The 26,567-nt window shown below is 57.0% G+C and carries 33 protein-coding genes and 1 pseudogene; 13 read left to right on the top strand and 21 right to left on the bottom strand.

Annotated features, from left to right (window positions below; genetic code table 11):
• The first annotated feature begins 20 nt into the window (after positions 1–20).
• From hcp1 to tssI, 3 genes and pseudogenes are all read left to right on the top strand, one after another.
• Entirely contained in the window at positions 21–539 is a 519-nt protein-coding gene (gene hcp1, locus I6L37_RS09270; RefSeq protein ID WP_017764274.1) for a type VI secretion system effector Hcp1, read from the top strand.
• A gap of 196 nt (positions 540–735) precedes the next feature.
• Positions 736–1,023, top strand: coding sequence for a type VI secretion system PAAR protein (locus I6L37_RS09275; protein ID WP_042038057.1), 288 nt, complete (start codon positions 736–738; stop codon positions 1,021–1,023).
• 11 nt (positions 1,024–1,034) lie between these two features.
• Positions 1,035–2,150: pseudogene (gene tssI, locus I6L37_RS09280) on the top strand (type VI secretion system tip protein TssI/VgrG); the annotation flags it as partial.
• Between the two features lie 81 nt (positions 2,151–2,231).
• Here the strand turns inward: tssI and istB are convergent.
• Together istB and istA are read right to left on the bottom strand one after the other, a co-directional pair.
• Positions 2,232–2,987, bottom strand: a complete 756-nt coding sequence (istB, locus tag I6L37_RS09285; RefSeq protein WP_021141277.1) for an IS21-like element ISAs28 family helper ATPase IstB — start codon at positions 2,985–2,987, stop codon at positions 2,232–2,234.
• 23 nt (positions 2,988–3,010) lie between these two features.
• Positions 3,011–4,558, bottom strand: coding sequence for an IS21 family transposase (gene istA / locus I6L37_RS09290; protein ID WP_216993852.1), 1,548 nt, complete (start codon positions 4,556–4,558; stop codon positions 3,011–3,013).
• A 126-nt stretch (positions 4,559–4,684) separates the two neighbouring features.
• On the opposite strand from istA, the gene I6L37_RS09295 reads away from it, so the two are divergent.
• Positions 4,685–5,302: a viperin family antiviral radical SAM protein gene (locus I6L37_RS09295; RefSeq protein WP_216993853.1), complete on the top strand. Its 618-nt coding sequence runs from the start codon at positions 4,685–4,687 to the stop codon at positions 5,300–5,302.
• 262 nt (positions 5,303–5,564) lie between these two features.
• Here the strand turns inward: I6L37_RS09295 and umuC are convergent, their stop codons facing one another.
• Positions 5,565–6,824 (bottom strand): translesion error-prone DNA polymerase V subunit UmuC, encoded by a 1,260-nt coding sequence (umuC, locus tag I6L37_RS09300; RefSeq protein WP_216993854.1) that lies wholly within the window; start codon positions 6,822–6,824, stop codon positions 5,565–5,567.
• Complete coding sequence (gene umuD, locus I6L37_RS09305; protein ID WP_024945037.1) at positions 6,805–7,248, bottom strand: translesion error-prone DNA polymerase V autoproteolytic subunit; 444 nt, start codon at positions 7,246–7,248, stop codon at positions 6,805–6,807. Before umuD ends, umuC begins: the two co-directional genes overlap by 20 nt.
• A 115-nt stretch (positions 7,249–7,363) precedes the next feature.
• Here umuD and I6L37_RS09310 point away from each other — a divergent pair, with 115 nt between their 5' ends.
• The 8 genes from I6L37_RS09310 to I6L37_RS09345 all read left to right on the top strand — a co-directional run bounded on the left by I6L37_RS09310 (position 7,364) and on the right by I6L37_RS09345 (position 17,943).
• Positions 7,364–7,552 (top strand): DUF3283 family protein, encoded by a 189-nt coding sequence (locus I6L37_RS09310; protein WP_021138010.1) that lies wholly within the window; start codon positions 7,364–7,366, stop codon positions 7,550–7,552.
• A gap of 146 nt (positions 7,553–7,698) precedes the next feature.
• Entirely contained in the window at positions 7,699–8,145 is a 447-nt protein-coding gene (locus I6L37_RS09315) for a hypothetical protein (protein WP_043852095.1), read from the top strand.
• 186 nt (positions 8,146–8,331) lie between these two features.
• Positions 8,332–10,779: a type I restriction-modification system subunit M gene (locus I6L37_RS09320; RefSeq protein ID WP_216993855.1), complete on the top strand. Its 2,448-nt coding sequence runs from the start codon at positions 8,332–8,334 to the stop codon at positions 10,777–10,779.
• Entirely contained in the window at positions 10,779–12,041 is a 1,263-nt protein-coding gene (locus tag I6L37_RS09325; protein WP_216993856.1) for a restriction endonuclease subunit S, read from the top strand. Before I6L37_RS09320 ends, I6L37_RS09325 begins: the two co-directional genes overlap by 1 nt.
• Before the next feature lie 268 nt (positions 12,042–12,309).
• The gene (locus I6L37_RS09330) at positions 12,310–12,963 is read left to right on the top strand and encodes a DUF4433 domain-containing protein (protein WP_216993857.1); all 654 of its coding nucleotides are present in this window, start codon (positions 12,310–12,312) and stop codon (positions 12,961–12,963) included.
• Positions 12,960–14,024 (top strand): macro domain-containing protein, encoded by a 1,065-nt coding sequence (locus I6L37_RS09335; RefSeq protein ID WP_216993858.1) that lies wholly within the window; start codon positions 12,960–12,962, stop codon positions 14,022–14,024. The genes I6L37_RS09330 and I6L37_RS09335 overlap by 4 nt, the downstream gene beginning before the upstream one ends.
• 74 nt (positions 14,025–14,098) lie before the next feature.
• Entirely contained in the window at positions 14,099–17,230 is a 3,132-nt protein-coding gene (locus I6L37_RS09340; RefSeq protein ID WP_216993859.1) for a type I restriction endonuclease subunit R, read from the top strand.
• Positions 17,230–17,943: a M48 family metallopeptidase gene (locus tag I6L37_RS09345; RefSeq protein ID WP_005331303.1), complete on the top strand. Its 714-nt coding sequence runs from the start codon at positions 17,230–17,232 to the stop codon at positions 17,941–17,943. Before I6L37_RS09340 ends, I6L37_RS09345 begins: the two co-directional genes overlap by 1 nt.
• A gap of 18 nt (positions 17,944–17,961) precedes the next feature.
• Here the strand turns inward: I6L37_RS09345 and I6L37_RS09350 are convergent, their stop codons facing one another.
• The 17 genes from I6L37_RS09350 to I6L37_RS09430 form a co-directional block, all read right to left on the bottom strand.
• Positions 17,962–18,900: a restriction endonuclease gene (locus I6L37_RS09350; RefSeq protein ID WP_171269279.1), complete on the bottom strand. Its 939-nt coding sequence runs from the start codon at positions 18,898–18,900 to the stop codon at positions 17,962–17,964.
• Between the two features lie 204 nt (positions 18,901–19,104).
• A complete protein-coding gene (locus I6L37_RS09355; protein WP_080988641.1) occupies positions 19,105–19,509 on the bottom strand; it encodes a type IV toxin-antitoxin system YeeU family antitoxin in 405 nt (134 codons plus the stop codon).
• A gap of 2 nt (positions 19,510–19,511) precedes the next feature.
• Positions 19,512–19,826 carry a hypothetical protein gene (locus tag I6L37_RS09360; RefSeq protein ID WP_216993860.1) on the bottom strand — a complete coding sequence of 105 codons (315 nt, stop codon included), beginning with the start codon at positions 19,824–19,826 and terminating at the stop codon, positions 19,512–19,514.
• An 89-nt stretch (positions 19,827–19,915) separates the two neighbouring features.
• The gene (locus I6L37_RS09365) at positions 19,916–20,212 is read right to left on the bottom strand and encodes a hypothetical protein (RefSeq protein ID WP_043852083.1); all 297 of its coding nucleotides are present in this window, start codon (positions 20,210–20,212) and stop codon (positions 19,916–19,918) included.
• Between the two features lie 74 nt (positions 20,213–20,286).
• Entirely contained in the window at positions 20,287–20,628 is a 342-nt protein-coding gene (locus tag I6L37_RS09370; protein ID WP_043852084.1) for a hypothetical protein, read from the bottom strand.
• A gap of 1 nt (position 20,629) precedes the next feature.
• Positions 20,630–21,172, bottom strand: coding sequence for a hypothetical protein (locus tag I6L37_RS09375; RefSeq protein WP_216993861.1), 543 nt, complete (start codon positions 21,170–21,172; stop codon positions 20,630–20,632).
• A gap of 79 nt (positions 21,173–21,251) precedes the next feature.
• Complete coding sequence (locus I6L37_RS09380; protein WP_216993862.1) at positions 21,252–21,614, bottom strand: hypothetical protein; 363 nt, start codon at positions 21,612–21,614, stop codon at positions 21,252–21,254.
• On the bottom strand, positions 21,611–21,820 hold the full coding sequence (locus I6L37_RS09385; RefSeq protein WP_216993863.1) for a hypothetical protein: 210 nt from the start codon (positions 21,818–21,820) through the stop codon (positions 21,611–21,613). Before I6L37_RS09385 ends, I6L37_RS09380 begins: the two co-directional genes overlap by 4 nt.
• Complete coding sequence (locus I6L37_RS09390) at positions 21,820–22,326, bottom strand: hypothetical protein (RefSeq protein WP_216993864.1); 507 nt, start codon at positions 22,324–22,326, stop codon at positions 21,820–21,822. Before I6L37_RS09390 ends, I6L37_RS09385 begins: the two co-directional genes overlap by 1 nt.
• A 115-nt stretch (positions 22,327–22,441) precedes the next feature.
• A complete protein-coding gene (locus I6L37_RS09395) occupies positions 22,442–22,780 on the bottom strand; it encodes a hypothetical protein (protein ID WP_216993865.1) in 339 nt (112 codons plus the stop codon).
• A 24-nt stretch (positions 22,781–22,804) separates the two neighbouring features.
• On the bottom strand, positions 22,805–22,996 hold the full coding sequence (locus tag I6L37_RS09400) for a hypothetical protein (RefSeq protein ID WP_216993866.1): 192 nt from the start codon (positions 22,994–22,996) through the stop codon (positions 22,805–22,807).
• The gene (gene radC, locus I6L37_RS09405; RefSeq protein WP_216993867.1) at positions 22,993–23,490 is read right to left on the bottom strand and encodes a DNA repair protein RadC; all 498 of its coding nucleotides are present in this window, start codon (positions 23,488–23,490) and stop codon (positions 22,993–22,995) included. Before radC ends, I6L37_RS09400 begins: the two co-directional genes overlap by 4 nt.
• Before the next feature lie 74 nt (positions 23,491–23,564).
• Entirely contained in the window at positions 23,565–23,828 is a 264-nt protein-coding gene (locus tag I6L37_RS09410) for a hypothetical protein (RefSeq protein WP_223954057.1), read from the bottom strand.
• Between the two features lie 52 nt (positions 23,829–23,880).
• Positions 23,881–24,306, bottom strand: a complete 426-nt coding sequence (locus tag I6L37_RS09415) for a DUF2787 family protein (RefSeq protein WP_216993868.1) — start codon at positions 24,304–24,306, stop codon at positions 23,881–23,883.
• 26 nt (positions 24,307–24,332) lie between these two features.
• Positions 24,333–24,809, bottom strand: coding sequence for a lecithin retinol acyltransferase family protein (locus I6L37_RS09420; protein ID WP_216993869.1), 477 nt, complete (start codon positions 24,807–24,809; stop codon positions 24,333–24,335).
• 63 nt (positions 24,810–24,872) lie between these two features.
• The gene (locus tag I6L37_RS09425) at positions 24,873–25,661 is read right to left on the bottom strand and encodes a hypothetical protein (RefSeq protein WP_216993870.1); all 789 of its coding nucleotides are present in this window, start codon (positions 25,659–25,661) and stop codon (positions 24,873–24,875) included.
• A gap of 10 nt (positions 25,662–25,671) precedes the next feature.
• A complete protein-coding gene (locus tag I6L37_RS09430; protein ID WP_128297177.1) occupies positions 25,672–25,992 on the bottom strand; it encodes a hypothetical protein in 321 nt (106 codons plus the stop codon).
• A gap of 221 nt (positions 25,993–26,213) precedes the next feature.
• On the opposite strand from I6L37_RS09430, the gene I6L37_RS09435 reads away from it, so the two are divergent.
• Positions 26,214–26,564, top strand: a complete 351-nt coding sequence (locus I6L37_RS09435; RefSeq protein WP_016349802.1) for a helix-turn-helix domain-containing protein — start codon at positions 26,214–26,216, stop codon at positions 26,562–26,564.
• Positions 26,565–26,567 lie beyond the last annotated feature (3 nt).

A 26,567-nucleotide genomic window follows, 5' to 3' on the forward strand; every position in this document is an offset into this window, starting at 1 on the left:
ACCTATTTAGGAGCATACACATGCCAACTCCATGTTATATCAGCATCGAAGGTAAAACCCAGGGCAACATCACCGCTGGTGCCTTCACCTCCGACTCCGTCGGCAACATCTTCGTACAAGGTCACGAAGACGAGATGCTGGTACAAGAGTTTCAGCACGTTGTCACCGTGCCGACTGACCCGCAATCCGGTCAGCCTGCTGGTCAGCGTGTCCACAAGCCGTTCAAGTTCACCGTTGCGCTGAACAAAGCTGTGCCGCTGATGTACAACTCCCTGGCTTCCGGCGAAATGTTGCCGAAAGTGACCCTGAAGTGGTACCGCACCTCTGTGGAAGGCAAGCAGGAGCACTTCTTCTCTACCGTGCTGACCGATGCCACCATCGTTGACATCGACTGCCAGATGCCGCATTGCCAAGACCCGGCGAAATCCGACTTCACCCAGCTTATCCAGGTCTCTCTTGCTTACCGCAAGATTGACTGGGAGCACACCGTTGCCGGTACCTCTGGTTCTGACGACTGGCGCGCCCCTATCGAGGCATAAGCCTGACGTTCTGATTTCGTTATTTCCTGTATTAGGTTTCGTATCTTGTGGCCGGTGTGCACCGGCCTTTATCCCGTGTTTCTCCGGTCAGTCTTTGGCTGCCGGAGCCTTTTATGTTTTGCCATCCCCCTGCCCGGAGATTGATGTCGTGGTAGTGAGAGCGGAGTGATGGCAAAGCACACAAGAGGTTTGAATTATGTGTCCCTCCATTGCACTGCTTGGTGACCTTGGCACCGACCACGATGGCTTTCCACCGACCCCGGTGATAGCCGCCAGCCCTGATGTTTTTCTCGATGGCAAGCCGGTGGCCCGTCAGGGTGACCCGCTGGCGCCGCACGACAAGCCGAATAACCCGCCCCACCCGCGCAGCATTGCCGGTGGTGTGGGCTCGGTGTTGGTGAACGGCAAGCCCATCGCTATCACCGGCACAGCGGTGGATTGTGGTGGCGTGGTGATTGGTTCGGGCAGCGGGCAAGCAGGATAAGGAACAGAGTTATGGCACAGAGCACAGGATTACAATTCACCGTCAAGGTTGGCGCACTGGCTGACAACACCTTTGCGGTCGCGAGCTTCAAGCTCGATGAGGGCTTGAACAGCCCGTTTAGCCTCAAACTGGAGGTGGCCAGCCAGCAACCGGACATCGACTTTGGCGCCGTGCTGGACCAGCCCTGCGAGCTGCTGGTGTGGTACAACGGCGAGCTGCAGCGCCGGGTATGCGGTGTGGTGAGCGACTTTGCGCAAGGGGACAGCGGCTTTCGCCGCACCCGCTATCAGCTGCAAGTCAAACCGGCCCTGTGGCGATTGGGATTGCGCCAGAACTCCCGTATCTTTCAGGCACAGAAGCCTGACGAAATCCTCTCCATTTTGCTGCAAGAGCACGGCATCACCGATTACGCCTTTGCCCTGAAAAACGAGCATGCCCAGCGCGAATATTGCGTTCAGTACCGCGAGACCGACCTCGATTTCTTGAACCGCCTCGCCGCCGAAGAGGGGCTGTTCTACTTTCACGAATTCGAGCAAGGCAAGCATCGCATTGTCTTTGCCGACGATGCAGCGGCGCTTACCGCTGGCCCCGAGCTGTTCTTCAACCTCGGCAACCGTTCGCTGGAACAAGGCCCCTATGTCCGCCAGTTCCACTACCGCGAATCAGTGCGCCCCTCGGATGTAGAGCTCAAGGACTACAGCTTCAAGAGCCCGGCTTACGGCCTCTCCCAGAAGAAGATGGGTGCTGAGCTTTCGCATCAACGCGACACCTATCAGCATTTTGACTATCCGGGCCGCTACAAGCAGGACCCGAGCGGCAAGGCATTCACTCAGCACAGGCTCGATGCGCTGCGCAATGACGCTGTGGCGGGCAGTGGCAAGTCCAATAGTGCAGCTCTGCTGCCGGGCCAGTTCTTTTCCCTCTCCGAACACCCGAACGGTAGCCTCAACACCGATTGGCAAATCGTCCATATCCGCCATACCGGCGAGCAGCCGCAGGCGCTGGAAGAGGAGGGCGGTAGTGGCCCGACCGTTTACCACAACGAATTTGGGGTAGTGAAAGCCAGCACTACTTGGCGAGCCCGTATCGGTAGCGCCGAGGCGCCTCACAAGCCCATGGTGGACGGTCTGGCTAATAACATCATGTCGATCAGCCAATAACATCATGCCGATCACCGTTTTTCTGCCCGCGTTTATAGCGTCTTTCTTTTACTCCGCCTGATCGGCTTCGGTCAAGTTGGCACCCTGTTTTCGCATCGATTCTCCCGTTAAGGTCACGCGCACTGCTCTGTGGATCAATCGGTCCAGGATTGCCTCGGCGAATGTTGCCTCTCCGATCATTCCGTACCACTTCTCCACCGGCAATTGGCTCGCCACTATCGTTGAGACTTTGCCGTAGCGGGTATCGATGATCTCCAGCAGGTTGCTGCGTTCGCTCGCGTCCAGCATCTCCATGCCCCAGTCATCCAGGATCAACATTCCTATGTGACTTACTTGCTCCAGCAGTTTCGGATAGCTGCCATCCGCTTGTGCCAGTCGCATCTCTTCGAGCAGGGTTTTCAGCCGGTAATACCGCACGCCCACTCCTTGCCGGATAAAGTAACGACCCAGAGCACACGCCAGGTAACTCTTGCCACAGCCTGCCGCGCCCGTCAGCAGCAGATTTTGTTGATGACTCAGCCAGTGTCCTTCCAGCAGTTGGCGGATCTGCGCTTGGCTCACGCCTCGACCCGCCCGATAGTCGAGCTGCTCCACCTGTCCGGCGAGCCGGAACCGGGCTTGCTTCTCCAAACGGTTGGTTTTCCTCTGCTCCCGTTGCACCAGCTCATGGCTCAGTAACAGTTGCAGCCGCTCTTCAAAACCCATATCCAGGTACAGCATGCTCTGGGCCTGCTGCTGGTTCAGGGCCTGTTTCATACCGCTCAAGTGCAGGCGGCTTAGTTGTTCATTGAGGTGTAATTGCATGGGCTTCTCCTGAGCTGTGGGGGTTAGTGGAAGTAGTGCTCGCCATGGACATTGTCATGACGGATGTCTTGCAGCGGATCCTGTCGCTTGCTGGCGATGGGTTGTTGCTCGAGGCCGTTCTTGAGCATGCTGCGGATGTTGTGCAGCCGGTTGGCGCCGGTCAGGTAACCCCGGAGGCAGGCCGCTTCCAGCCGCTCCTTGCCATAGGTTTTGCTCTGCCCCAGCAAGGCCAGACAAGGTCGCACCGCTTGCGCCGGGTGTGCCACATTCCGGATAAAACCATCCACCCAATGCGTGGTGTAGGGTCCGATGGATACCGCCCAGCCGAGCAGACGCTCGGGCGACCATTCCAGCAGCGCCTGGTGATGCGCGGGCATATGGGCAGGCAGGCTGCTGTGCTGACCTTTGCGATGACTCCGCGGGTGCTCGGCCACGACCTTGCCGGCGTGGTACAGCGTGACGGTATGTTCGGCCAGATGAGCCTCCAGCCGCTTGCCCTGCAAGGCATGGGGCACGGAGTAATAGTGCTTTTCCAGATCGACGTGGTAGTCCTTACCAACCAGTACCAACATCACTTTGGTGTAGTGATAGGGATAATCCGGCAGCGGCTTGAGCGCCGGAGCATCGAGCTCGGCAAACTGTGAGGCACGGCAGCCAGGAAGCTTCTGGAAGGGTTTCTGGTTGAGCCGGGTCAGCAGTTCACCCATCCGCTGATTGAGCTGGGCCAGGCTATGGAAGGTTTCATGACGCAGCACCGCCAGGATCCAGCGGGTGACGATCTGCACGCCCACCTCTGCCTTGGACTTATCCTTCGGCTTGCGGGGCCGCGCGGGCATGATCGCCACCTGATAGTGCTCGGCCAACTGCTGGTAGCTGGGGTTGAGCTCGGGATCGTATCGGCAAGCCTTGCTGACACCGCTCTTGAGGTTGTCGGGGATCAGCAGTGCCGGGGTCCCGCCGAAAAACTCAAAGGCACGGACATGGCTTTGCAGCCAGTCCGGCAGTGACTGTGACCAGGTGGCCTCGGCAAAGGTGTAGTTGGACGCACCAAGCACGGCGACAAAGATCTGGGCCTGACGGACCTCACCCGTGGAGGGCGAGACGATGGGCACCGTGGGCCCGCAGTAGTCGATAAAGAGCTTTTCCCCCGCCTTGTGGATCTGGCGCATGGAGCGCTTTTGCAACTGACACCAGGACTTGTAACGGTCGCAGAACTGGGAGTAGCTGTAACAGCTATTGGGATAGCGCTGGGTGTACTCCTCCCAGAGCAGTTGTTTGGAGACCCCCTTGCGCTTGAGCTCCTGATGGACAGAGGGCCAATCCGGCACAACATGGCGGGCCGAGATGGTGGTATCGGCCTGCGGATAGAACAGGGCAGCCAGTCGGCCATCATCAAGCTCGGTAGGTAAGGGCCAAGTAAGGCCGAGCGCCTGGGCACTTTTGAGGAGTTTCTGGATGGAGCCGACACTGACCTTGGTACAGATACTGATTTGGCGAACAGAGAGGTCAGCTTCCAGCCGCAGTCGCAGCACTTCACGAATTTTACGCATTGCAATCCTCTTGGCAGACATAGGCTCTTCCCTGGCAAAAGGGAGAGCGTATCAAAGGTTTTTAAATCAATGCGTTAAGGATGATTCCGGTGAATGTGAACAGTGATTCCGGGATGTTGAACACTGTTTCCGGAAAGGAGGGGCAAAGTGTTCAGGTTGAGCCGGAATGAGCGTTCACATTGGTCCGGAAATGGTGTTCACGTTGAACCGGAATCGGTGTTCATGATCGGCCGGAATATGCAATCCGCCGCAAACAATCACGCAATTGGACGAGTTGATCGCCTTGGTCGACAACTTGACTTGAATGAGTTGGTCGCCAGTCTGGATATGGCTCGCCAGCTAAACCCAGATCTGCGTATCAAGCTTAATACAGTGGTTAACCAGCTTAATCACCACGAAGATCTCGGTGCTCTGATCGTGAGGCTTGCACCTGATAAGTGGAAAGTCCTACGCATGTTGCCTGTGGTGAGTCAGCACCTAGCTGTTAATGACGAACAGTTTGCCTCGTTTGTCTCTCGTCATAATCCTTTCTCTCAAATCCTTTGTATCGAGGACAACCTAGACATGCATGAGTCATATCTGATGGTTGATCCATACGGGCGCTTTTTTCAGAACACACCTCTGTTGCCTGCTGCTGGTCAGGGTTATACCTACAGTCGGCCAATCCTCGAGGTTGGGGCAGGGATGGCCTTTAGCGAAATGAGCTTTGACCATAAGCGATTTTGCGCACGCTATATCCAGACCAATACGGATGTGGGCGTATGAAGTACTGTACAAATAAAGATATCGATCAGTTGATCCGCCAACTGATTCGTCAGAGGTGGGTCTTTCAAAATGGTGGTAAACATGGGCGGCTGACCAGCCCTGATGGGCTGCTGACTTTGACAGTGAGCAGGTCACCCAGCGACAGCCGTTGCTTGTATAATCTACGGCGAGATTTGCGTAAGGGTATTTTATCTGTAGCGAATATGCGTGTTTTATAGGTATATCCTGCGGCCGTATGATGTTTGAGCTGGTGAATGTAGCTCTACCTCGCCACCGGCAGGTCCTCCCAGCGGGTGGTGTAACAGGGGCTCAGGTGCTCTTGTCGCATCATCCACTCAGGCGACCCCGTGCCTTGGCTGGCAAAGCCTACACGCCCCAATCCCTTGGCTTTGATCTGGTCCATCACGGCCATCAGCGCATCCGATTGAGCAGAGGACGGGGCAAACAGGTCGGCCTGTTGTTGCCCCTTGGGGGTGAACTCACTCAGCATGACGCCCCCCTTCTGATAGCGGTAACCGTCGCGCCAAATCTGCGCTAGCAGCACGTTCACTTGCTGCAGCAACAACCGGGTATCATCGCTAGGGCAGACCAGCCGGACGCCAGCCTGCTCACTGTAGTAAGGGGCTCGTTCATCAAAGGGGCTGGTTCGCACGAACAGGTGCACCCGCTGGCAACACATCCCCTCGGCCCGCAGCTTCTCGGCTGCGCGAGCCATAAAGCCTGACAACGCTTGGGCCATTTCTCCACGGTCAGTCACGCGCTCACCAAAGGAACGGCTCGAGAGGATCTGCTGCTTCGCCGCCGGTTCAACGGTCAGCTCTGCGCAAGGCAGGCCACGCAGCTCCTGTACGATCCGCTCGACCACCACGCCGTATTGGGCGCGTAACCCTTTGGCATCGCTAGCCACCAGGTCAGCCACGGTGTTGATGCCTTGTGCCACCAACTTGGCCCCCAAGCGCCGTCCTATGCCCCACACCTCGTCCACCGGGGTGATAGCCATCAGCCGGGCACGGCGCAGCTCGTCACGCAAGTCCACGACGCCGCCAGTGGCAGGCCACTTCTTGGCTGCATAGTTGGCCAGCTTGGCGAGGGTCTTGGTGGGGCCGATCCCAACCCCTACCGTTAGGCCGGTCCACTGCCACACTCGCTGCCGGATCTGTTGCCCATAGGCTGTCAGGTTCCCGGCAAACGACTCCGACAGTGACAGGAATGCTTCATCGATGGAGTAGACCTCCAGCTCGGGGGCCATGGTCTCTAACGTGCTCATCACTCGGCCAGACATATCGCCATAGAGCGCGTAGTTGGAGCTGAACGCCACACCGCCATGCGCCTCGAACTGCTCGCGGATCTTGAAGTAGGGCCCAGCCATCTTGATGCCCATCGCCTTGGCTTCGGGGCTGCGCGACACCACGCATCCATCGTTGTTGGAGAGCACCACGATCGGGCGGCCACGCAGCTCAGGGCGAAACAGCCGCTCACAGCTGGCGTAGAAGTTGTTTACATCAACGAGCGCTATAGCCATCACGCTGCCTCAGATTGCCAATCACATGGGTGACCACTCCGAACAACTCCAGGGAGAGACTCATACAAGGGTCGATAGGCGCGAACGCCGGATTGGCTGGCAGCAGCCGCAACCTCGGCTTGAGCTGCAAGGTCTTTACCGTGAAGCCGCCATCGAGTAGTGCAATCACCACATCACCATGGCGAGGGGTGAGGCTCTTATCGACCACCAGCAAGTCACCGGGAAAGATGCCGACCCCGGTCATGCTCTCCCCCTCGGCACGCAGATAGAAGGTTGCTGCAGGGTGCGGCACGCAGTGGGTGTTGAGGTCCAACTTCCCTTCCAGATAGTCGCTGGCTGGGCTGGGAAAGCCACAAGAGGCGCGGTGTAAGAACAGCGGGATGGTCACCTCGGCGGGCGATGGGTCTGGGGTTAACAGCTTCATGGCAAAACACCTGTATTTATATACAGCCATTATAGCGCACCACCTTTGAACCAGCGCAAGTCCCGCATGCCACTGATGACGTACCATGGCGCCAACAAATAACAAAGAGATCAGTATGAGTCACAATCTGTGTGCCCTACCGAAAGAGCAGCAAGAACGGGTCGAGGTCGAGAAGGCTGCCGCATATGCCGTATGGAAAGAGCGCAACGGTCACTTGGCCAGCGCAGAAAGCGAAGCAAGCCAGCATAAGGGTGAGCTGGGCAGCTACTTTCTTGAGCAAGTGGGTAAATACAAACGAGGTTAATTATCTCAAGCTGGACTGAACGCGCCTCAGTGGACGTCTTGCCATCACGCATCCGCCTGAAAACACAACATGTTAAAAACCTCAGTATCGAGGCTGAGCGGCTGGCCCGGTATAGTCAATCGAGTTCACGTCAGAGGAGAGATGCAATGAGTCACCAACCCGGCTTTTGGCTAGCGACACGCCAGTGGTCGCTGGCCGCACTGCTGCTGAGCCTAACGCCGCAAGTCGTGTTTGCAGCCGACTGCACCTATCGAAAAGATGCATTGGGCCATACCCGCTATCAATGTGACGATGGCAAGCAGGGCACCTTACGTGAGGATGCGCTTGGCAACATCAAAGACTCGGGAACCGGAACGACCTGGCGTAAGGACGCGCTCGGCAATCTTAAGAGGAGCGATGGCACTACCTATCGGCAAGACGCGCTGGGCAATATTCGCGGCAGCAATGCCAAAACCGGTGAACGGGTGACATGGCGTGAAGATGCACTTGGTCAGTTGCGTGCATCTGATGGCACCGTCTGTCGAACCAACGCGCTGGGGCAACTCAAATGCCGTGGCGAGAGCACACCGCCGGCCTTGCTGGAAGGCAAATGATGGCGTTTTGCAGCAAACGATCTGCCTATCCGTCACTGATGTGATATCCACCATGGTTGCCACAGGGTCAAGTGGGTAAACTCGTTGGCAATCTCTGGCGTGCTCACCCGTATGGGTGCAAACAATCGCCTCTTTTCGTTTTCCATGCGCCCTTGGCGCAAACTGACTCTTATTGGAACCCTTTCCATGGCTATCAAGAAAAACGAACTCTACTCCTCCCTGTGGGCCAGTTGCGATGAACTGCGCGGTGGCATGGACGCCTCCCAGTACAAGGACTATGTGCTCACCCTGCTGTTTGTGAAGTACGTTTCCGACAAGGCCAAGGGTAACCCCTACGCCATGATTGAGGTGCCGCACGGGGCGAGTTTTAGTGACATGGTGGCGCTCAAGGGGACCGCGAATATCGGCGAGGCGATCAACCTCACCATCTCGGCGCTGGCCGAAGCTAATGATCTCAAGGGCGTCATCGACATCGCCGACTTCAACGATGAGGACAAGCTCGGCAAGGGCAAGGAGATGATCGACCGCCTGACCAAGCTGATCGGCATCTTCGAGGGGCTGGATCTCTCCGCCAACCGCACCGAGGGCGATGATCTGCTAGGCGATGCCTACGAATACCTGATGCGCCACTTCGCCACCGAATCGGGCAAGTCCAAAGGCCAGTTCTATACCCCGGCCGAGGTGTCGCGCATTCTGGCCAAGGTGATCGGCATCAGCCGCCAGACGCCGCAAGATGCCACCGTCTACGACCCTACCTGCGGCTCCGGCTCCTTGCTGCTCAAGGCCAGTGACGAGGCAGGCCCCAAGGGGCTCACCATCTACGGTCAGGAGATGGATAACGCCACCAGCGCCCTGGCGCGCATGAACATGATCCTGCACGACAACCCGACCGCCAAGATCTGGAAGGGCAATACCCTGGCCGCTCCCCAGTGGAAGGAGGGCAACAACCAGCTCAAGAGCTTCGACTTTGCCGTGGCCAACCCGCCCTTCTCCAACAAGAACTGGACCAGCGGCCTGGATGCCGAGCACGATGAGTTTGGCCGCTTTGTCTGGGGCGTACCGCCGGAGAAAAATGGCGATTACGCCTTCTTGCTACACATCATCAAGAGCCTCAACAGCCGCGGCAAGGGGGCGGTGATCCTGCCCCACGGCGTGCTGTTTCGTGGTAATGCCGAGGCGCGCATCCGCGAGAATCTGATCAAACAAGGCTTTATCAAGGGCATCATCGGCCTGCCTGCCAACCTCTTCTACGGTACCGGCATCCCGGCCTGCATCATAGTCCTCGACAAAGAGACGTCGCACCAGCGCGCCATCCAGGCCAACGGCTATACCAGCCAGAGCCTGTTTATGATCGATGCCAGTAAATGCTTTATCAAAGATGGCAACAAGAACCGGCTGCGTGAGCAGGACATCCACAAGATCGTCGATACCTTTACCCGCGAGCAGCTTATCCCCCGTTACAGCCGCGCCGTGCCGCTCTCCGAGATCGCCGCCAACGACTACAACCTGAATATTCCGCGCTATATCGATGCCAGCGAGGCCGAGGATCTGCACGATCTGGCCGCCCACCTTAATGGCGGCATTCCCAATCGGGATATCGACGCCCTGGGTGCTTACTGGCAGGTGTTCCCGACCCTGCGGGCCGATCTGTTTGCTCCGGCCCATGCCGGTTATAGCCATGCTTTGGTGGAGGCCGCCAAGGTCAAGGGCACCATACTGGCGCACCCCGAATTTGTCCGTTTTGCCACTGCTTCGCTTGAACCCTTCTCACGCTGGTTTACCGAGTGCCATCTGGCGGAGATAAAGCCGGGCGAATCGCCCAAGGCATTGATCGAGGAGATCAGCGAATCGCTGCTCGCCGCCTATGCGCCGCTGCCGCTGCTGGATAACTACGATATCTACCAACTGCTGCTGGATTACTGGCATGCCGTGATGCAGGACGATGTCTATGTGCTCTGCCAGGATGGCTGGGCGGCGGGCAAGGTGCTGCGCGAGCTTAAAGTCGACAAGGGCGAAAAGCTTAAAGAGACGCCGGATCTGGTGCTGGGCAAGAGCAAGTACAAGGCCGAGCTGCTGCCACCGGCGCTGCTGGTGGCCCGCTTCTTTGCCAACGAGCAGGCCGACATCGACGCCCTGCAGGCCGCTGCTGATGAGGCAAGCCAAGCCTTGGAAAGCTATCTGGAAGAGCAAGGGGGCGAGGAGGGGCTGCTGAGTGACGCAGCCAACGACGCGGGCAAGATCAACGCCGCCAGCCTGAAGGCGCGGCTCAAGCAAGCCAGCGATGCCGACGAAAAATCGGCGCTAAAAACCGCCATCAAGCGGTTCGAAGCCGAAAGCAGTGCCAAAAAGGCGGTAAAAGAAGCGCAAGAGGCGCTGGATCGGGCGGTGGTTGCCCGTTACCCCAAGCTGACAGAGAGTGAGATCAAGCAACTGCTGGTGGAGGATAAGTGGCGCGCCAGCTTGCAGGCCGCCATCGAGGCGGAGATTGAGCGCATCACCCAGCAGCTGGCCAACCGCGTCAAGGAGTTGGAGGAGCGCTACAGCGCCACCCTGCCGCAACTGACCCAGCAGGTCACCGCTCTGGAGGCCAAGGTGGCCGCGCATCTCAAAAGCATGGGGCTGGAGTGGGCATAATGGCAGAGCAGATAATGCAAAACGCAGCAGGCAAGACTATTCCGGCGGGCTACAAGCAGACGGAAGTGGGGGTTATTCCGGAGGATTGGGAGCAAGTAGCACTAGGCGATATCGCGGAAGTCCGTATGTGCAAACGGATTTTTTCTGATCAAACAACTGAATTAGGTGAAATTCCATTCTTCAAAATTGGAACTTTTGGTGGACAGCCTGATGCTTACATTTCAATTTCCAGATATAACGAATTTAAATCAAAATACTCGTTCCCGGAAAAAGGTGATGTCCTGATTTCTGCAGCAGGAACTTTAGGTAAAACGGTTGTTTATGACGGAGAACCTGCATATTTCCAAGATTCAAATATTGTTTGGCTGGAGATTAATAAAAATAAAATCATTAATGAATACTTGCATCATTATTATAAGGTTATTAGCTGGGCATCTCCTGAAGGCAGTACAATATCGCGATTGTACAATGGTATTATCCGTGCAACGGTAATTAATCTACCTTCTTTGCCCGAACAAACCGCCATTGCCAATGTGCTGTCGGATAGTGATGCGCTGATCGATGCGCTGGAGCAACTGATCGCCAAGAAGCAGGCCATCAAGAGCGCCACCATGCAGCAACTGCTGACCGGCCGCACCCGCCTGCCCGCCTTCGCCCTGCGCCCCGATGGTACACAAAAAGGCTATAAACCCAGCGAACTGGGAGACATTCCGGAGGATTGGGAGGTTGTGTCACTAGGGAATTTATTAGCATACGAGCAGCCTACAAAATATCTTGTCAGTCACTCAAAGTTTCTCGATGAAGGTAGCTATCCCGTACTTACGGCAGGAAAGTCGCTTGTTCTTGGATACACGAATGAAGAGAATGGCGTCTTCACCGATCTCCCTGTAATTATCTTTGATGATTTCACAACCGATTCGAAGTTTGTGGATTTTCCATTTAAAGCGAAATCTTCAGCAATGAAGATGTTAAAACCGAGAAACCAGAAGATACCATTAAGCTTGATTTACAACCTATTAAATAGTGTCGATTATTTAGTTGGAGATCATAAGCGTCATTGGATAGGTGAGTTTCAATTTTTGAATGTGGTCATGCCATCAGATAATGAAGAACAAACCGCCATCGCCACTATTTTGTCCGATATGGATAACGAGCTGCAGGCGTTAACCCAAAAGCTGGAGAAGGCCCGCGCCCTGAAGCAAGGCATGATGCAGCAACTGCTGACCGGCAAAATTCGCCTGCCGCTGGCGGCGGGGGCATAGACGGGGGCATGAGTTCAGCCCAACCAGATGACGCCTCTGCCGCGAGCCTGGCCACCGAGCCACCCAGGCCGGATTTGCTTGACCGTTGCTTGACTGTTGCGTGACTGGGGCTGTTGTTAATTGGCGCGATAGATGTTTATCTATCTGAAAAGAAAGAGATACTTTTATTGTGAGTTGTTTGATGGCGTGCGCAGCGCCCCCCGCTTTTTGTATGGGGTCATCGTTGGCGTGTTTATCAAGCGTTGGGTATCGCAGGAGCTAGCCACCCATGGCCTATGACTATAGCCAGAGCCTGAATCCGCAGAAGGCGCTGATATTCCGGATCGTGCATCGGGATAACCTGGAGTGGATCCTGACCCATGGCCTGTGGGCGGGAAATGGTCAGCAGCAAAACCCGCACTGGGTGCATATCGGGCTGCCGGAGCTGATTGCCAAGCGCGCGCGCCATCCGGTGCCGCTGGCGCCTTACGGCGTGTTGAATGACTATGTGCCCTTCTATTTCACGCCGTTTTCTCCCATGCTCAGCAATATTCACTCGGGGCGCGGTGTTCCCCAGCGTGACAATGATGAAATCCTGATCCTGGTTTCCAGCCTGCATCGCATGGCTGAATTGGGGCTACCGTTTGTGTTTACCGATAGCCATGCCTATTACCAGTGGGCCAATTTCTATGTCGACCTTGGCGATCTGGGGCGGATTGACTGGCCACTGTTGCAGCGCCGTGATTTCAAGCGTGATGCGGACGATTTGAGCAAGCTGGAGCGCTATCAGGCCGAGGCCTTGATCCATCAACATTGCCCCATCGAGGCGTTGCTGGGCGTGGTGTGTTACAACGAAGAAATAAAGAACCGCGTGGAACAATGCATGAATCGGGTCGGGGTCGCGCGCCCCGTCTATGTCCGTGATGGGTGGTATTTCAGATGATTCGATATACAACAGGCAATCTGCTGGATGCTCCGGTGGAAGCGCTGGTGAATACCGTCAACACCGTCGGTGTCATGGGCAAGGGGATCGCCTTGATGTTCAAAGAGCGGTTCCCGGCCAATATGCGCGCCTATGCCGAGGCGTGCAAACAGGGTGATGTCGTCACCGGCAAGATGTTTATTACCCAGACGGGTGAGCTGCTGGGGCCGCGCTGGATCGTGAATTTTCCGACCAAACAGCATTGGCGCAATCCGGCACAGATGGCGTGGATCCAGGATGGTTTGCAGGATCTGCGGGCCTGGTTACAGGCGCAGCAGGTCTCTTCGATTGCCATTCCACCACTGGGGGCTGGCAACGGCGGTCTGCCTTGGCCGGAGGTCAAACAGGCGATCGAAACGGCACTGGGCGATCTGGATATCGATATCCTGCTCTATGAGCCCAGTCACCAATACCAAAATGTGGCCAAGCGCGGCGGGGTGGCGGAGCTGACTCCGGCTCGAGCCTTGATTGCTGAACTGGTGCGCCGCTACTGGTTTTTAGGGATGGAGTGCAGCTTGCTGGAGATCCAGAAACTGGCCTGGTTTCTGGCTCGGGTCATTGGCCGTAACCCGATGGGGGATCCGCTGCAGTTGCAGTTTAAGGCCCATCGTTATGGCCCTTATGCCAACAATCTGACCCATCTGCTCAATGCGATGGACGGCAGTTATCTGCAGTCCGACAAGCGCATCCCGGATAGCAAGCCGTTTGATGTCATCTGGTTTAATGAGGCTAAAAAACAAGAGCTTGCCGTTTATCTCAATACCGAGGCCAAAGCATTTTTACCGATACTGGAGCAGACGACCGCGTTAATCGATGGTTTTGAGTCGCCCTATGGCATGGAGTTATTGGCCACGGTGGACTGGCTGATGGTCGAAGAGGGCTGTGCGCCGACACTGAGCGCGCTGCGCGAGGGGTTGCACCGCTGGCCAGCGGGAACCCCGTGGGGTGATCGCAAGGCGCGGCTGTTTGATGATCGCAGCCTGCAGATCGCCTTGACCCGTTTGCAGCAGGGATTGGTGTAACGAAGTGGGTGTAACAAATAAGAGTGGCTGCGAGGTTGTCGCGGCGGCTTGAGAGAATAACAGGGATAGAGAGCATGATTTCAGTTGGCCAACGGGAGCGGGCAACCCAGAACCGCGTGATCAAGTTATTTCAAGCGGAGCTGGGCTATCGCTATCTGGGGGATTGGCATACACGGGAGAACAACCGCAATGTCGAGCCGGAGCTGCTGACCGCTTGGCTGGTGGGGCGGGGCGTGGACGCGGCGCTGATCCCCAAGGTACTCAGGCAACTGGATCGGGCGGCGAGCCTGGGCGAAGGGCGCCTCCTCTATGATGCCAACAAGGAGGTCTATCGCCTGCTGCGTTATGGCGTGAAGGAAAAAGTCGGGGCGGGCGAGCAGAACCAGACTGTCTGGCTTGTTGACTGGACTAATCCGCAGGCCAACGACTTTGCCATTGCCGAAGAGGTCACGGTCAAAGGCGAGAATAAGAAACGGCCGGATCTGGTGCTCTATGTCAACGGTATTGCCCTTGGCGTTATTGAGCTCAAGCGCTCTACCGTCTCTGTCTCTGAAGGTATCCACCAGAACCTGGATAACCAGAAGAAGGATTTTATCCGTAACTTCTTCACCACCATGCAGTTGGTGATGGCGGGCAACGACACCCAAGGGGTGCGCTACGGCACTATCGAAACCCACGAGAAATACTATCTGGAGTGGAAAGAGCCAGCCGATCCAATCCATTCCGACCATGTCGATCTGCCGAGTGCCAATCTGCTGGACCAGCATCTGGCACAGTTGTGCAGTAAGGCGCGCTTTCTGGAGCTGATCCACGACTTTATCGTGTTTGATGCGGGCACCAAGAAAACCTGCCGCCATAACCAGTATTTCGGCATCCGTGCCGCCAAGGCATATATCCGCCGCCGGGATGGCGGCATCATCTGGCACACCCAAGGCAGCGGCAAGAGCCTGACCATGGTCTGGCTGGCCAAGTGGATCCGCGAAAATGTGACCGACAGCCGGGTGCTCATCATCACCGACCGCACTGAACTCGATGAGCAGATTGAGAAGGTATTCAGCGGGGTGGAGGAGGAGATCCTGCGCACCAAAAGCGGTGCCGATCTGGTGACCCGTTTGCATGCCCATAATCCCTGGCTGATCTGCTCCCTAGTGCATAAGTTCGGTCGCACGCCAGAAGGCGAGTCGGATGACGAAGATGATGGCAGCTCGGATGACTTTATTGCCGATATGCGCCGCAGCTTGCCCTCGGACTTCAGCCCCAAGGGCCAGCTGTTTGTGTTTGTCGATGAGTGTCACCGCACCCAGTCTGGCAAGTTGCATGGGGCTATGAAGAGCCTGTTGCCGGAGGCTCTGTTTATCGGTTTTACCGGCACGCCGCTGATGAAGCAGGACAAAAAAAAGTCCATCGAGGTCTTTGGCCCCTACATTCACACCTACAAGTTCAACGAGGCGGTGAGTGATGGCGTGGTGCTGGATCTGCGCTACGAGGCGCGGGATATCGATCAGCGGGTCAAATCCCAGAAAAAAGTGGATGAGTGGTTCGATACCAAGACCAAGGATCTCTCGCGGCTGGGCAAGCAGCAGCTTAAACAGAAGTGGGCCTCAATGCAGAAGCTGCTCTCCAGTCGTTCGCGGCTGGAGCAGATAGTGGCCGATATTCTGCTCGACTTCGAGCGCAAGCCCCGGCTGGCCGATGGTCGTGGCAATGCCATGCTGGTCTGCGCCAGCGTCTATCAAGCCTGCAAAAGTTACGAGATGTTCAGCCAGGCCGGTTTTGCTGGCAAGTGCGCCATCGTCACCAGTTACCAACCCAATGCCAGCGAGATCAAGGGCGAGGAGACGGGCGAGGGGCTGACGGAGAAGCTGGCCAAGTACAACATCTATCGCAAGATGCTGGCCGACTATTTCGAGCAGCCGGAGGATGAGGCGGCTAAGCGGGTCGAAGAGTTTGAAAAACTGGTCAAGCAGCGTTTTATCAAAGAGCCGGGCCAGATGCGGCTGCTCATTGTCGTGGATAAGCTGCTGACCGGTTTTGATGCCCCCTCTGCCACCTACCTCTATATCGACAAGAAGATGGCTGATCACAACCTGTTCCAAGCCATCTGTCGGGTGAATCGGCTGGATGGTGACGACAAGGAGTACGGCTACATCATCGATTACAAAGACCTGTTCAAGTCGCTGGAGAAGACGGTCAACGACTATACGGCCGAGGCCTTCGCGGGTTATGACAAGGAGGATGTGGCCGGGCTGCTCAAGGATCGACTGGCCCAGGCCAAAGAGGATCTGGATAACGCTCTGGAAGCCGTCCGTGCCTTGTGTGAGCCGGTGAAGGCGCCCAAGTCGCAACTCGATTATCAGCATTATTTCTGTTGTGAGCCGGGAGCCGATGAAGAGACGTTGAGCGAGAAAGAGGCATTGCGGCTGACCCTCTATCAGTTGGTGGCCAAGTTGATCCGCGCCTTTACCAATCTGGCGGGTGAGCTGGAGGAGGCGGGTTACAGCGCCTCGCAGGCCGCCTCGATCAAGCAGGAGGTCGAACACTTCGCCAAGGTCCGGGATGAGATCAAGCTGGCCAGTGGTGATCTGGTGGATATGAAGCAGTTCGAGCCGGGCATGCGCCAGATGCTGGATCTGTGGGTGGATGCCGACCCCAGCGAGACGCTGATGGACTTTGAGGAGCTGGGGCTGCTGGAGCTCATTATCCAGCGCGGCCCCGAGGCGCTGGATGGGTTGCCCAAGGAGATGCGCGACAATCAGGAGTCGATGGCCGAGGCGATTGAAAACAACGTGCGCCGGACCATCGTCGATGAGAACCCGGTCAACCCCAAATACTACGAGAGGATGTCGGTGCTGCTCGATGAGCTGATCGATCTGCGCCGCCAGCAGGCCATCTCCTATCAGGAGTATCTGGAAAAGGTCCGCGAGCTGGCCAAGCAGGTGAAATATCCACAGAGCCATAGCCAGAGCGCCTACCCAGAGAGCATAGACACGGCAGCCAAACGGGCACTCTATGACAATCTGGGCAAGGATGAGCTGCTGGTGGCCAGGATTGATACCGCCGTGCGTTATACCAAGAAGGCCGATTGGTATGGCGATCGCTTCAAGGAGCGGGAGATCGCGTTTGCCATTGCCGAAGAAACCAAGGGATACGATGTGACCGTTGCCGAGGTGATGGAGCTGGTGAAAGCGCAGCAGGAGTACCACTGATGCCCCTGATCACCATTGGTGAGCTCACGCTGGAGTTGCAGCATAAGGGGATCAAGAACCTGCACATCAATGTGCTGCCCCCTGATGGTCGCGTGCGCGTCTCGGCCCCGGCGTCGCTGTCACAGACGGCCATCAGAATGGCCGTGGTCAGACGCTTGCCGTGGATCCGGCAGCAACAGGCCCACTTTCAGGCGCAGCCACGTCAGAGCGAGCGCCAGATGTGCAGCGGCGAGACGCACTACCTTTGGGGACGGGGCTATCGATTGGAGGTGATCCCGGTTGAGGGAGCGCACAGCGTCAAGCTACAAGGGGGGTGGATCCGGATGCGGGTTCCCGCTCATTATGACGCCGCGAAGCGAGAAGCCTTGCTACTGGGCTGGTATCGCCAATTGCTACGCCAGCGGCTGCCGATATTGATGGCCAAGTGGCAGGCCTTGCTCAACGTCACCCCTTCGTTTGTCGGTATCAAACGGATGAAGACCATGTGGGGGAGCTGCAAAACAGATACATCCCGCATCTGGATCAACCTCGAATTAGTCAAGAAGCCCCCCGAATGCCTGGAATTTATTGTGGTGCACGAGCTGGTTCACCTGTTAGAGCGCAAACATAACCAGCGATTTATCACACTGATGGATACCCATCTGCCCAACTGGCGCGAGCATCGCGAGAAGCTCAACAAGATGCCGCTGGCATTTAATCGGTGGGGGTATTAGGGCTGGTTTAGCCACGATTTATTCTTCCAAAAAGTAATCTGAATCCAGGGTTTTAATGGTGAGGGTCTGGCGGGTAGTGACGCCGACGCCGTATTCGATCATCAGGGCGGCAAGACGGGCACCGTCGATCAGCACGATGCGCTTCTCAATCAGTCCGACATACTCCTGCGCCTCACGGCTAAAGCTGGAGGTGGTGATAAAGACCCCCTTGCGGGCCTTGTGCAGATCCAGCGCCCCCGCGAAGGACTGGATCTCGGGACGCCCCACGGTTTTGTCGGTGTAGCGCTTTGCCTGCAGGTAGATGGAGTCGAGCCCCAACCGGTCTTCCTTGATGATGCCATCGATGCCGCCATCGCTTTGGTAACGGGTGGTGCGGGCGGCATCCTGCTGGCTGCCGCCATAGCCCATGGCCACCATCAGATCGACCACCAGCTGTTCAAAGAAACGAGGGGAAAGGCCCAAGATCTCGGCAAGCAGGTCATCGGCAAGGGAGCGATTGATGGCAGATAGTGCCTGCTCAATCTGCTCTTGAGGGGTGCTGGCCTGCTCTGGTGTTGGCGTGTCTGTCGGGATCGCTATGGCTTGTTGCGTATTGCCTGCGCTCTCACTGGAGGCCAGGGTAAACGCCACGAACTCGTTGAATTGGGCCAGATAGCGGTTGTCGATAGTATGTCCCGAGACTAGCGCCGCCTTACCCCGTTCGGTGATAAGGCAAATGCCCCGCTTGGGTTGCTCGATGAGTCCTGCCTTGACCAGATAGGTCTTGGCCCAGCCAACCCGGCTGCGCAGCGTGGTTTGGCGACCACTGGGCAAGGTGTCAGCCAACTGCTCCGGAGTAAAGGCGTAGTGCTGGCAAACCCGCTCGAATACCTCACGTAGAGAGCGGGCGACACCATCGGCCAATACCTTGAGCACGGCAGGCATCATGGCTTCATAGCTGGGCAGGGTTTCTTTCATCGGGCAACCAGATCGAGATAAAACAGGGGCTTATCTTGTCACAGCGACCTGCTTGGGGCCAGTTGGTATCGAAGTCACTGGGAGCAACCTCAAAAAAAACAGCGTCACCAAAAAAAGGGAAGGTCATGAATTGGCCTTCCCCAAGACCCACCCACTTATCACGGACGAGTAGGTTTAAAAATGTTACCACAAGCGGATGTGTGGTCACGCCTTGCGGTCAGGATTGGCGTCCATGCTCGCCGCAGGGTAAATACAGATATAGACATAGCCATGGCTACCGAGGGTGTCGGCTTCGCAGGTAAAGCCGCCGTGCTGGATAGTGATGCAGTGCTGACGTTGAGCATCCAGCTCGCCGGTTAGCAGCTTGGCTTCCAGAGCCTTGATGATCTCCGGGAAAGCCAGGTCGAGCTTGGCTATCTGCGTCTCACTCCATTCACCGATCAGACTGGCCCGATCGGATAGAAAATCGAGCCGGTAGCGACTCTGTATCAGACGAGCGCCAAAGCGTGGCGTCACGGTATGGGGCAAACCCCACTGTGCAAAAATCCGAGTGGGGTGGTCTGGCGCTACGGGGTGTTGGTTGTTGGTGTGGGTGGTTGTCGTGGTCATGATTAGCGATACCTCAGTTGAATGTCGATGCAGGTGCCGGGCGCGTTGTGGCGCTGGCGTAGTCTGGTCAGGTGCTCAGGGAGTTCGGTCAGGTTTGTCAGCCGCCCCCGGTAGAGCCGAGAAAGATTGATGTAGTCGGGATGGCTCACGGTGATGGTCACCTGATGCCCAGGTTGCCAACGAGCAAACAGGCGGGCTTTGGCTTGCTTGATGGTGGTGATGCCGGGAGCGGGTAGTGTCTGACGGTTTCGCAGGTGCAGTTTGTTGAGCTCGGGGGCATAGCGATGCACCTCGAGTCCGGTGATAAGACGGGTCATATTCGGTGATTCCAGTGATGCAAAGGGCTAGCCTGTGAGGGCTGGCCCTTTATGCTGTTTGTGGATGAGCGATGAGATGGTCGCGGTGGTTAGCCGTTGTAAAACAGGATGTAGTTCACTCCTGCCTGCTGGGCTGCAGTAAGCAAGGGTTGCAGCGCTGGCGGGATCGTATCGAGATCCATGGCAAGGTTCAGGGTGTACTCGTAGGCGGAGTCATCCTTCACGCCGACATGTTCATGGGAGGCCATTTGCTTGACCCATTGCCATTCTGGTACCAGGTCTGCGTCATCGTAGTCGCCGATGATGGAACTCATGGCGACATCCAGCATCTGCATCACCGAATGGCTTGCCAGTGGATTAGGTGTTGTAGGTAGGGTGTTGGTCATTGCATCGTTCCTTGTTGTCTGGGCTGTCGCTCCCTCTGAGCATTGATGAGCGTGAGCACTTGAGCTGTGCGTTGTTACATCTGATTGATAATCGGCTTGCAGTTGAGTCGGTCCAGCAGGTGCCGCGAGCCGTATTGAGCCACCAGCCGGGCGATGGCCATTTGAGCGCAGGTCGCTCTGCTGGGCTTATTCTCAGGGATTGCGTAACGCGCAGTGAGCCAGCCGCCGAGCAATGCGATGCGGTAGCCGCTTGGGATGTGGGTGAGGGACGTTCCTATTCCCCTCCCGTGAATGAGGAAGGGCACTGCCTGTCCGCCGATGCCGATATCGATGCGCTGACCCTTGAGCTCGAAGGTGGTGAGCTCGCCGGTCTGTGGATGCTTGCCCGGCACCTTGATGGTGATGTTCTTCGCCATCTCACACCTCCGGCTTGGCTTCAAAGTGGTGGGTCACAACGCCCGCTTCCGGGTCGATACTGATAAACGCCGGGGCTTGCGGGTGGTACTGGTAGAGCCGCGCCAGTTCAGCACGAAACGCCTCGACGTTTGGTGCAATCACATGACTGGTATCCCCCTCGGCGTAGGTAAAGGTCTCCAGCTTCTCGGTGTTAATCCAGATACCGAAATACCAGGCGTCCTCCTCGGTGTCGTACTGCTGCCAGCCCTGGGCCAGCAGCGTCCGGTCGTAGTAGTAACGGTCTGCCTGATGGCTCCCTCGGTCGATGCGGCAGCCGGTCACTGTAAGTTCAAACGGGATACGCCCCGCCTTGTGGGCCTTCTTGACTCTGCGCAGCAGCTTGAGGGCTTTGGCTCTACTACGGCCATTACCGAGCGGTTGCGGCTGTCTGGCCCGTAATGCCAGGTGGGTCATTATCTTCGGCGCAGTATTGTGGTGGAGTTGGCCGATAGCAACGGTGAGCTGCTGAGCGGTCAGGGTGTTGTAATCACGCAAGTCATGCATGGTTGGGCGTCCTTCAAATGCAAACGGCCCCTCGGTGTGAGGGGCGGTTAGAGGTCTTGTTTGTGCTGGTGGCCGTGGCTCAGGTGTGACTACTCCAATCCGGCTTGTCATTACTACCGTGGTTGACGTAGGCCCCGACAATTACCCGTTGCCACTCACCGACCGGTTGGCCTGCGGTATTACAAGCACAGCGAAAGCGGGCGAAGTTAATCTCACGCGGCAGGTGTTCACGCATATCCCGTGGGCTGACAAAGAGCGTGGTCTTGTGCAGCACCGGGTTGGGGGCGGCCAAGGGACCACCGATACGCCGTCCCTCCACATCGTGGGCATAGGCAAAGCCCGGCAACATCAACTGCTGGCTGATGAGCTTGGCGAGTGCTGGATGGGCACACATGGCCTCCGCCACGGCGGCCTGGCTAAAGCTGTCGGTAAATTCAATCATGGGTGTTTCTCCTTTTCTGCAGGTGCATGGTAAGCCGCTGCCAGCAGCGCAAATTGTTCGACCAGATAACTGATGCCCAGCTCATCACTGACCCCATCCCCCAGGCGGTGATGCAGGTGTGCCATGTCATCGGCGATGCGTTGAGCCAGGTGGGCTGTTGAGCTCGGTGGTGAGCTTGTCACTGTCAGGGGGATGGAGAGATCCATCACATCTCTCCCCAAGGTGCTTGCTCCCACAGTGACAACCGGGTCAGCACGTCTTGCGCCAGCGCTTGCTGCAACTGCTGTATCACCTTCACCAGCCGAGGTGCCTGCTCAGGGCTCCCGGTCCATTCGCTCGATTGGTACAGAGCGCAGCAGGTGAATTTGTAGAGGGCAACCAGTTCGGCATCGGTGAGTGGTGCCTGGTGGTAACGGTGTGCAGGTTTAAGCGGATTCAGCTTGTTCGAGCGGTGTTGACGTGGTTCCTTACGCTCCTGCTGACGCCCCAGCTGATAGCGATGCCAGACCGCCCGCCGATTGGCGAGCATCATCAGCCTAACCAGCCGGTCAACCCGCCACGTCCAGGTACTGGTGACATCCATTGGCGAGTTCCACCAGAGGGTGCGCAGCAACTCGAGGGTGTAGTGCGGTGGCACCGGGGCATTGCAAAAGCGGTGCAACTGCACGGCAAAAGCAAGGTAGTCCTTGCGATCGATCATGAAGGCAGACATGGGGATGACTCCTTGAAATGAAAAAGGCCACCTGCAGTGAGGTGGCCCTGTGGGTTGTGTCGGGATATCCAGATCATGGTGTTGGACCAGATGATCCGGGTTTGGGATGCTGCCGTTATTCGTGCGCTTGCTCTGCGTCTGGGTGAGCCGCATCGAACAGGATGGCGTAGAGCGCACAATCAATGCCGTTGACGGCATCGTGGTACGGGTAATAGGGCGGTGCGTCTCGGGAGCGCTCGAAGTAGTCGCCAAAGCAGCTGAGGCATTCACGGATCTCGATGGTGGATCCTTGCAGCAAGGTCTCTTTAAGCTGCCAGGCATAAACCTCGTCATCACGGGCCTTGGCGACGGACTTTTCCAGCAATGTCAGCGCATCTTCGTTGCAAGCGGCTGCCAGGCCATGGCGCAGCCTCTCGAGCGTTTCCTCAAGGGAATAGGGATTGGGTAATCGCATGGTGTTTGTCCCTTCTTGGCGCGGCTAATGGCGCAGCTGATGCAGCAGCGCATCAATGGCATCGACACAATCGCTCTGGGTGAGCAGGTAGCCGCTCGGCAGGTGGGTAACGATGGCGGGCTCTGCCTGCATCTCGACGTTGTCAGCAAGCCAGCAACGCAACTCGATGAGGATATCGAGGGCGGTGAGGTGGGTTTTGTCTGGAGGAAGGCTCATAGCTGACCTCTTTCGGCCATCGAGACTACGCCCTCAGCACCGACCACCAGATGGTCAAGTAATCGCACATCGACCAGCGCCAAGGCCTCTTTGAGGGCCTGAGTGAAGACGCGGTCGGAGTGGCTGGGTTCCGGGTCACCACTGGGGTGATTGTGCACCGCGATGATGGCCCCGCAGTTGAGTAGCAAGGCCCGTTTGACCACTTCCCGTGGGTAGATACTGGCGCAGTCGAGAGTGCCACGAAACAGCTCCTCAAAAGCCAATACACGATGCTGGGAGTCAAGAAACAGTGCAGCAAACACCTCGTGTTCCCGGTCCTGCAGCAGGGTTTGCAGCCGCTCAGCGGCCTCTGTGGTACTGGTGATGGCGGAGCCTTTGGCAAGACGCTTGCGAGCAATCTGATTGGCGATACGCAGCAGGTCTTGCTCGGTCACCGGTTCGGTGACGAGATAGGTACCGGGGCATTCCCCGGCTTTGAGTTTGTGGTAACGCATGTGGGGTTCTCCAAATAAACAAAACCCCGGCACGCAGGAAGCATGTCGGGGTTAAAGGCAAAGAGGTTGTTGGTTCACTGTGAGGGGGGGCAGTTGGCCGTGGTGGTGACGCCTTCCCTGGCGGTGGGTTCCTGCTTCACCGGCATTAGTGGTTCGGGGACCTGCACGGTGAGTGGGATAGCAAGAGCCAAGCTCAGCCGTTCCGCCAGTTCATAGGCGGGACCAATGGTGTCGTAGTCAGCTATCCAGGTAGCTAGGGCCAGCTCGCTTGCTCCCATCGCCCGCAGATAGACGCTGTAGCCCTGCACGGTCAGGTACCACCTGCGTCTCGCTATCACGATTGATGGCTTCCAGCTCAACGGCTATCGGTTGTTTGGGAATCTGTCCTCCTCAGTCACCAGTGACGGTGACGGTAAAAAAGCCCAGCTGGGCGTAGACGAGGAAAGCGCCTTGCCACATGTGAAAGAGTTCATGGGCTTCTGTTGGGGGCAGTGGCCCCCATCCCTGCAGATAGTGCTCACCATCGAGGAAGTTGAAATCGAGCTCCTTGCAGAGCTCGGCATCCTGCCCCAGTCCCTGGTAGCAGAAGTCAGTGACGTAATCGAACAGCCAGCCATCAAGACCGCGTATCAGGCGGAGCTCGACCGGATGGACACCCCCTTGTTCGGGTGTGTAGCCGGGATTGCGAAAGTTGAAGGTGAGCTGAGTCTGACGCGCAAGGTCGAGCGCGGTGCGGGTGACCTCCTGCTCAAGCAGAGCCAACAGGGCTGGTGCTACGGGCAGGGTAAAGCCGTCCCGGAAAAAGGGAATGGTCATGGTGTACTCCGAATAAAGGGTTGGGACTAGCGCAGTCGCCAGGGCAGAAGCCAGGTTGGTAGCTTGTTCGTCAGCGGTGTGAGCCGTGCGGTGAACGTAGGCACGGTGGTGCGAATTGGCAGCGGTGGCGTTTGTGCGAGCGTGATGGCTAGCAAGACGGTACTCCATGCCTGGTCTACCTGCTCACTGTGGTGCACGCCCTGGATACACCACGTCACGAAGTGTTCGCAGTTGTTGAACTGCAGGTTGTAAGCCCGCTCTCCCAGCCGTTGATGTGCTCGTGCCAGGCTTTCGCTGGGGCTGTAGTAACGGTGGCTGTACTCACGCAGGTAACAGTCGCCATTGCCTGCAAATATCTCCAACGATGAGACAATAATCCGCCCAGTCACCGGGCCTTCACTCGAGAAAGGCCCAGCATAGTGAATGACTTGGTTATTGCCCGCGTAGACGCCGTGATGGTCGTAGCCCCATCGGCGTACGACCAGATGGTCACCAGGTTGCATATCTGCTCCTTTTAGAAAACAAAAAGCCCGGTACGAGACCGGGCATAGCGAAGTGGAGTGGGCTCACTCGAAGGTGTAACCGGCATCCCCCCGGTCGGTATGAATAACCACCTCCAGTACTCGGCACAGCGGTGTTGACTTGAGGGTGAACCGGGCTTGCTGTCCAAAGTTCATGGCAACAGGGAACACCTGCTTGATGTACTCTGGCTTCAGCCTGTCTTTACTGGCGAGACAGGTGCTCCATTTCACGCGACCGCTGATACAATCATTGCTCGGCACTTCCCGAACCAACTGACACTGGCCACGGTTGATGGTGATGTCATTAATCGTGACAGGGTCATTACGAGACACGACCTGCAGTACGCCCTGTTGTGCGCGCAGTTCAAAGTTCAAGGGGGCGGCGGCTGGCTCAGGCTCTGGAGCCGGAAAGGCACAACCAAAGGCCGCGTCCGTAGCGGCAGTTAGCGTCTCTTGTACACCCGCGACCGGCAGCTCAACGGTGCGGCCATCCTGGGTGATGGCTTGCAGCGACTTGGCTGAGCGCAGCGCGGCCCACATGTCATAGAACGCCTTACTGTCATTCCCTGCCACCATGCCGGATAGCGGGGGATAGGTATGGCCATCGATGCGTAGCCAAACGGTTTCAGTCGGTGCTTGGCCTGCTTGGTTGAGTTCGATGCGGCTAAGCTGGCCCATCCGGCACGATAGATAGAGATAGGTCGCGTCATCGACCGTTGCTGAGTACTCCGTTACCCCCTGACCCCAGCCATCGTTCCAGCGGCCATGGTCTCCAAACGCCAGCACGGCGGGCGTTAGCAGCAAGCCCAGTAGAGCTATTATCCATTGATGCATCCCACACTCCTTACACGGCATAGCCGAGGATATTGTTCATAAAGCCCTGAAAGGCGAAAAAGCCAATCAGTGCCCCGATGGCCTGCGGCCCCATAAGCCAAAACACTTTGGCCTTGAAGGTCTCGACTGCGCCGCTGGTCGAGATCCAGTCCGGGTGGGTAAAGCGGCGAAACCACTCCCCGATACACATGCCAACACCGGTAAAAAGCGTGCCGAACACGAAGGTGGCGGTCAGCCCCCAGAATCCAAGCCAAGGAGCTTTGCCGGTCCAGGCAATGTTGATGGTCAGGGCCAGAAAAAGCAGGCCCGCGATAACAAAGTAACGTTTCATGATGTCTCCTTATGGATAAAAAATGACTTTTCATTTCCCGTGGCCATGCGGTGGTTAATCAGCGGGAAATGAGGGTTGTGGAGTATTGGTTGATGGATTTACTTTCGTTCTGAAATCCCACGCTAAAGTACCAATGCCAACCTATTTGGTTGATCCTCGCCTCTCAGAGTTCTTCATGTCAACAGGTCTATATCCAACCATACGAGTTGGTTGGAGGACTTATGACAGATATCAACTTTGAGCAGTTAGCCAAGAACGTGGGCAAGGCGATTGGGCGTCAGCGTAACCAGGCCGGGTTTACCCAGGAGCAGGTGGCTGAACACCTCAATATCGGGATGGAGGCCGTCTCCCGGATGGAGCGGGGGATTGTGGTGCCGACCGTGGTGCGGCTGGCGGAGCTCGCTCAACTTTTCGGCTGTGAGCTGGCGGATTTCCTGCGCGAGACCAGTAACCGCCCGACCGAGCAGGGCATTGTGCTGAGCCAGCAACTGGCCCGGCTCGATGATGCTGACCGAACCCTGCTGCTGGAAACGGTAGAACGGTTGGTGGAGCGGTTGGCGCGTCCCCGCTGATCA

This window comes from Aeromonas sp. FDAARGOS 1407, from assembly GCF_019048725.1.
Taxonomy (GTDB): domain Bacteria; phylum Pseudomonadota; class Gammaproteobacteria; order Enterobacterales; family Aeromonadaceae; genus Aeromonas; species Aeromonas enteropelogenes.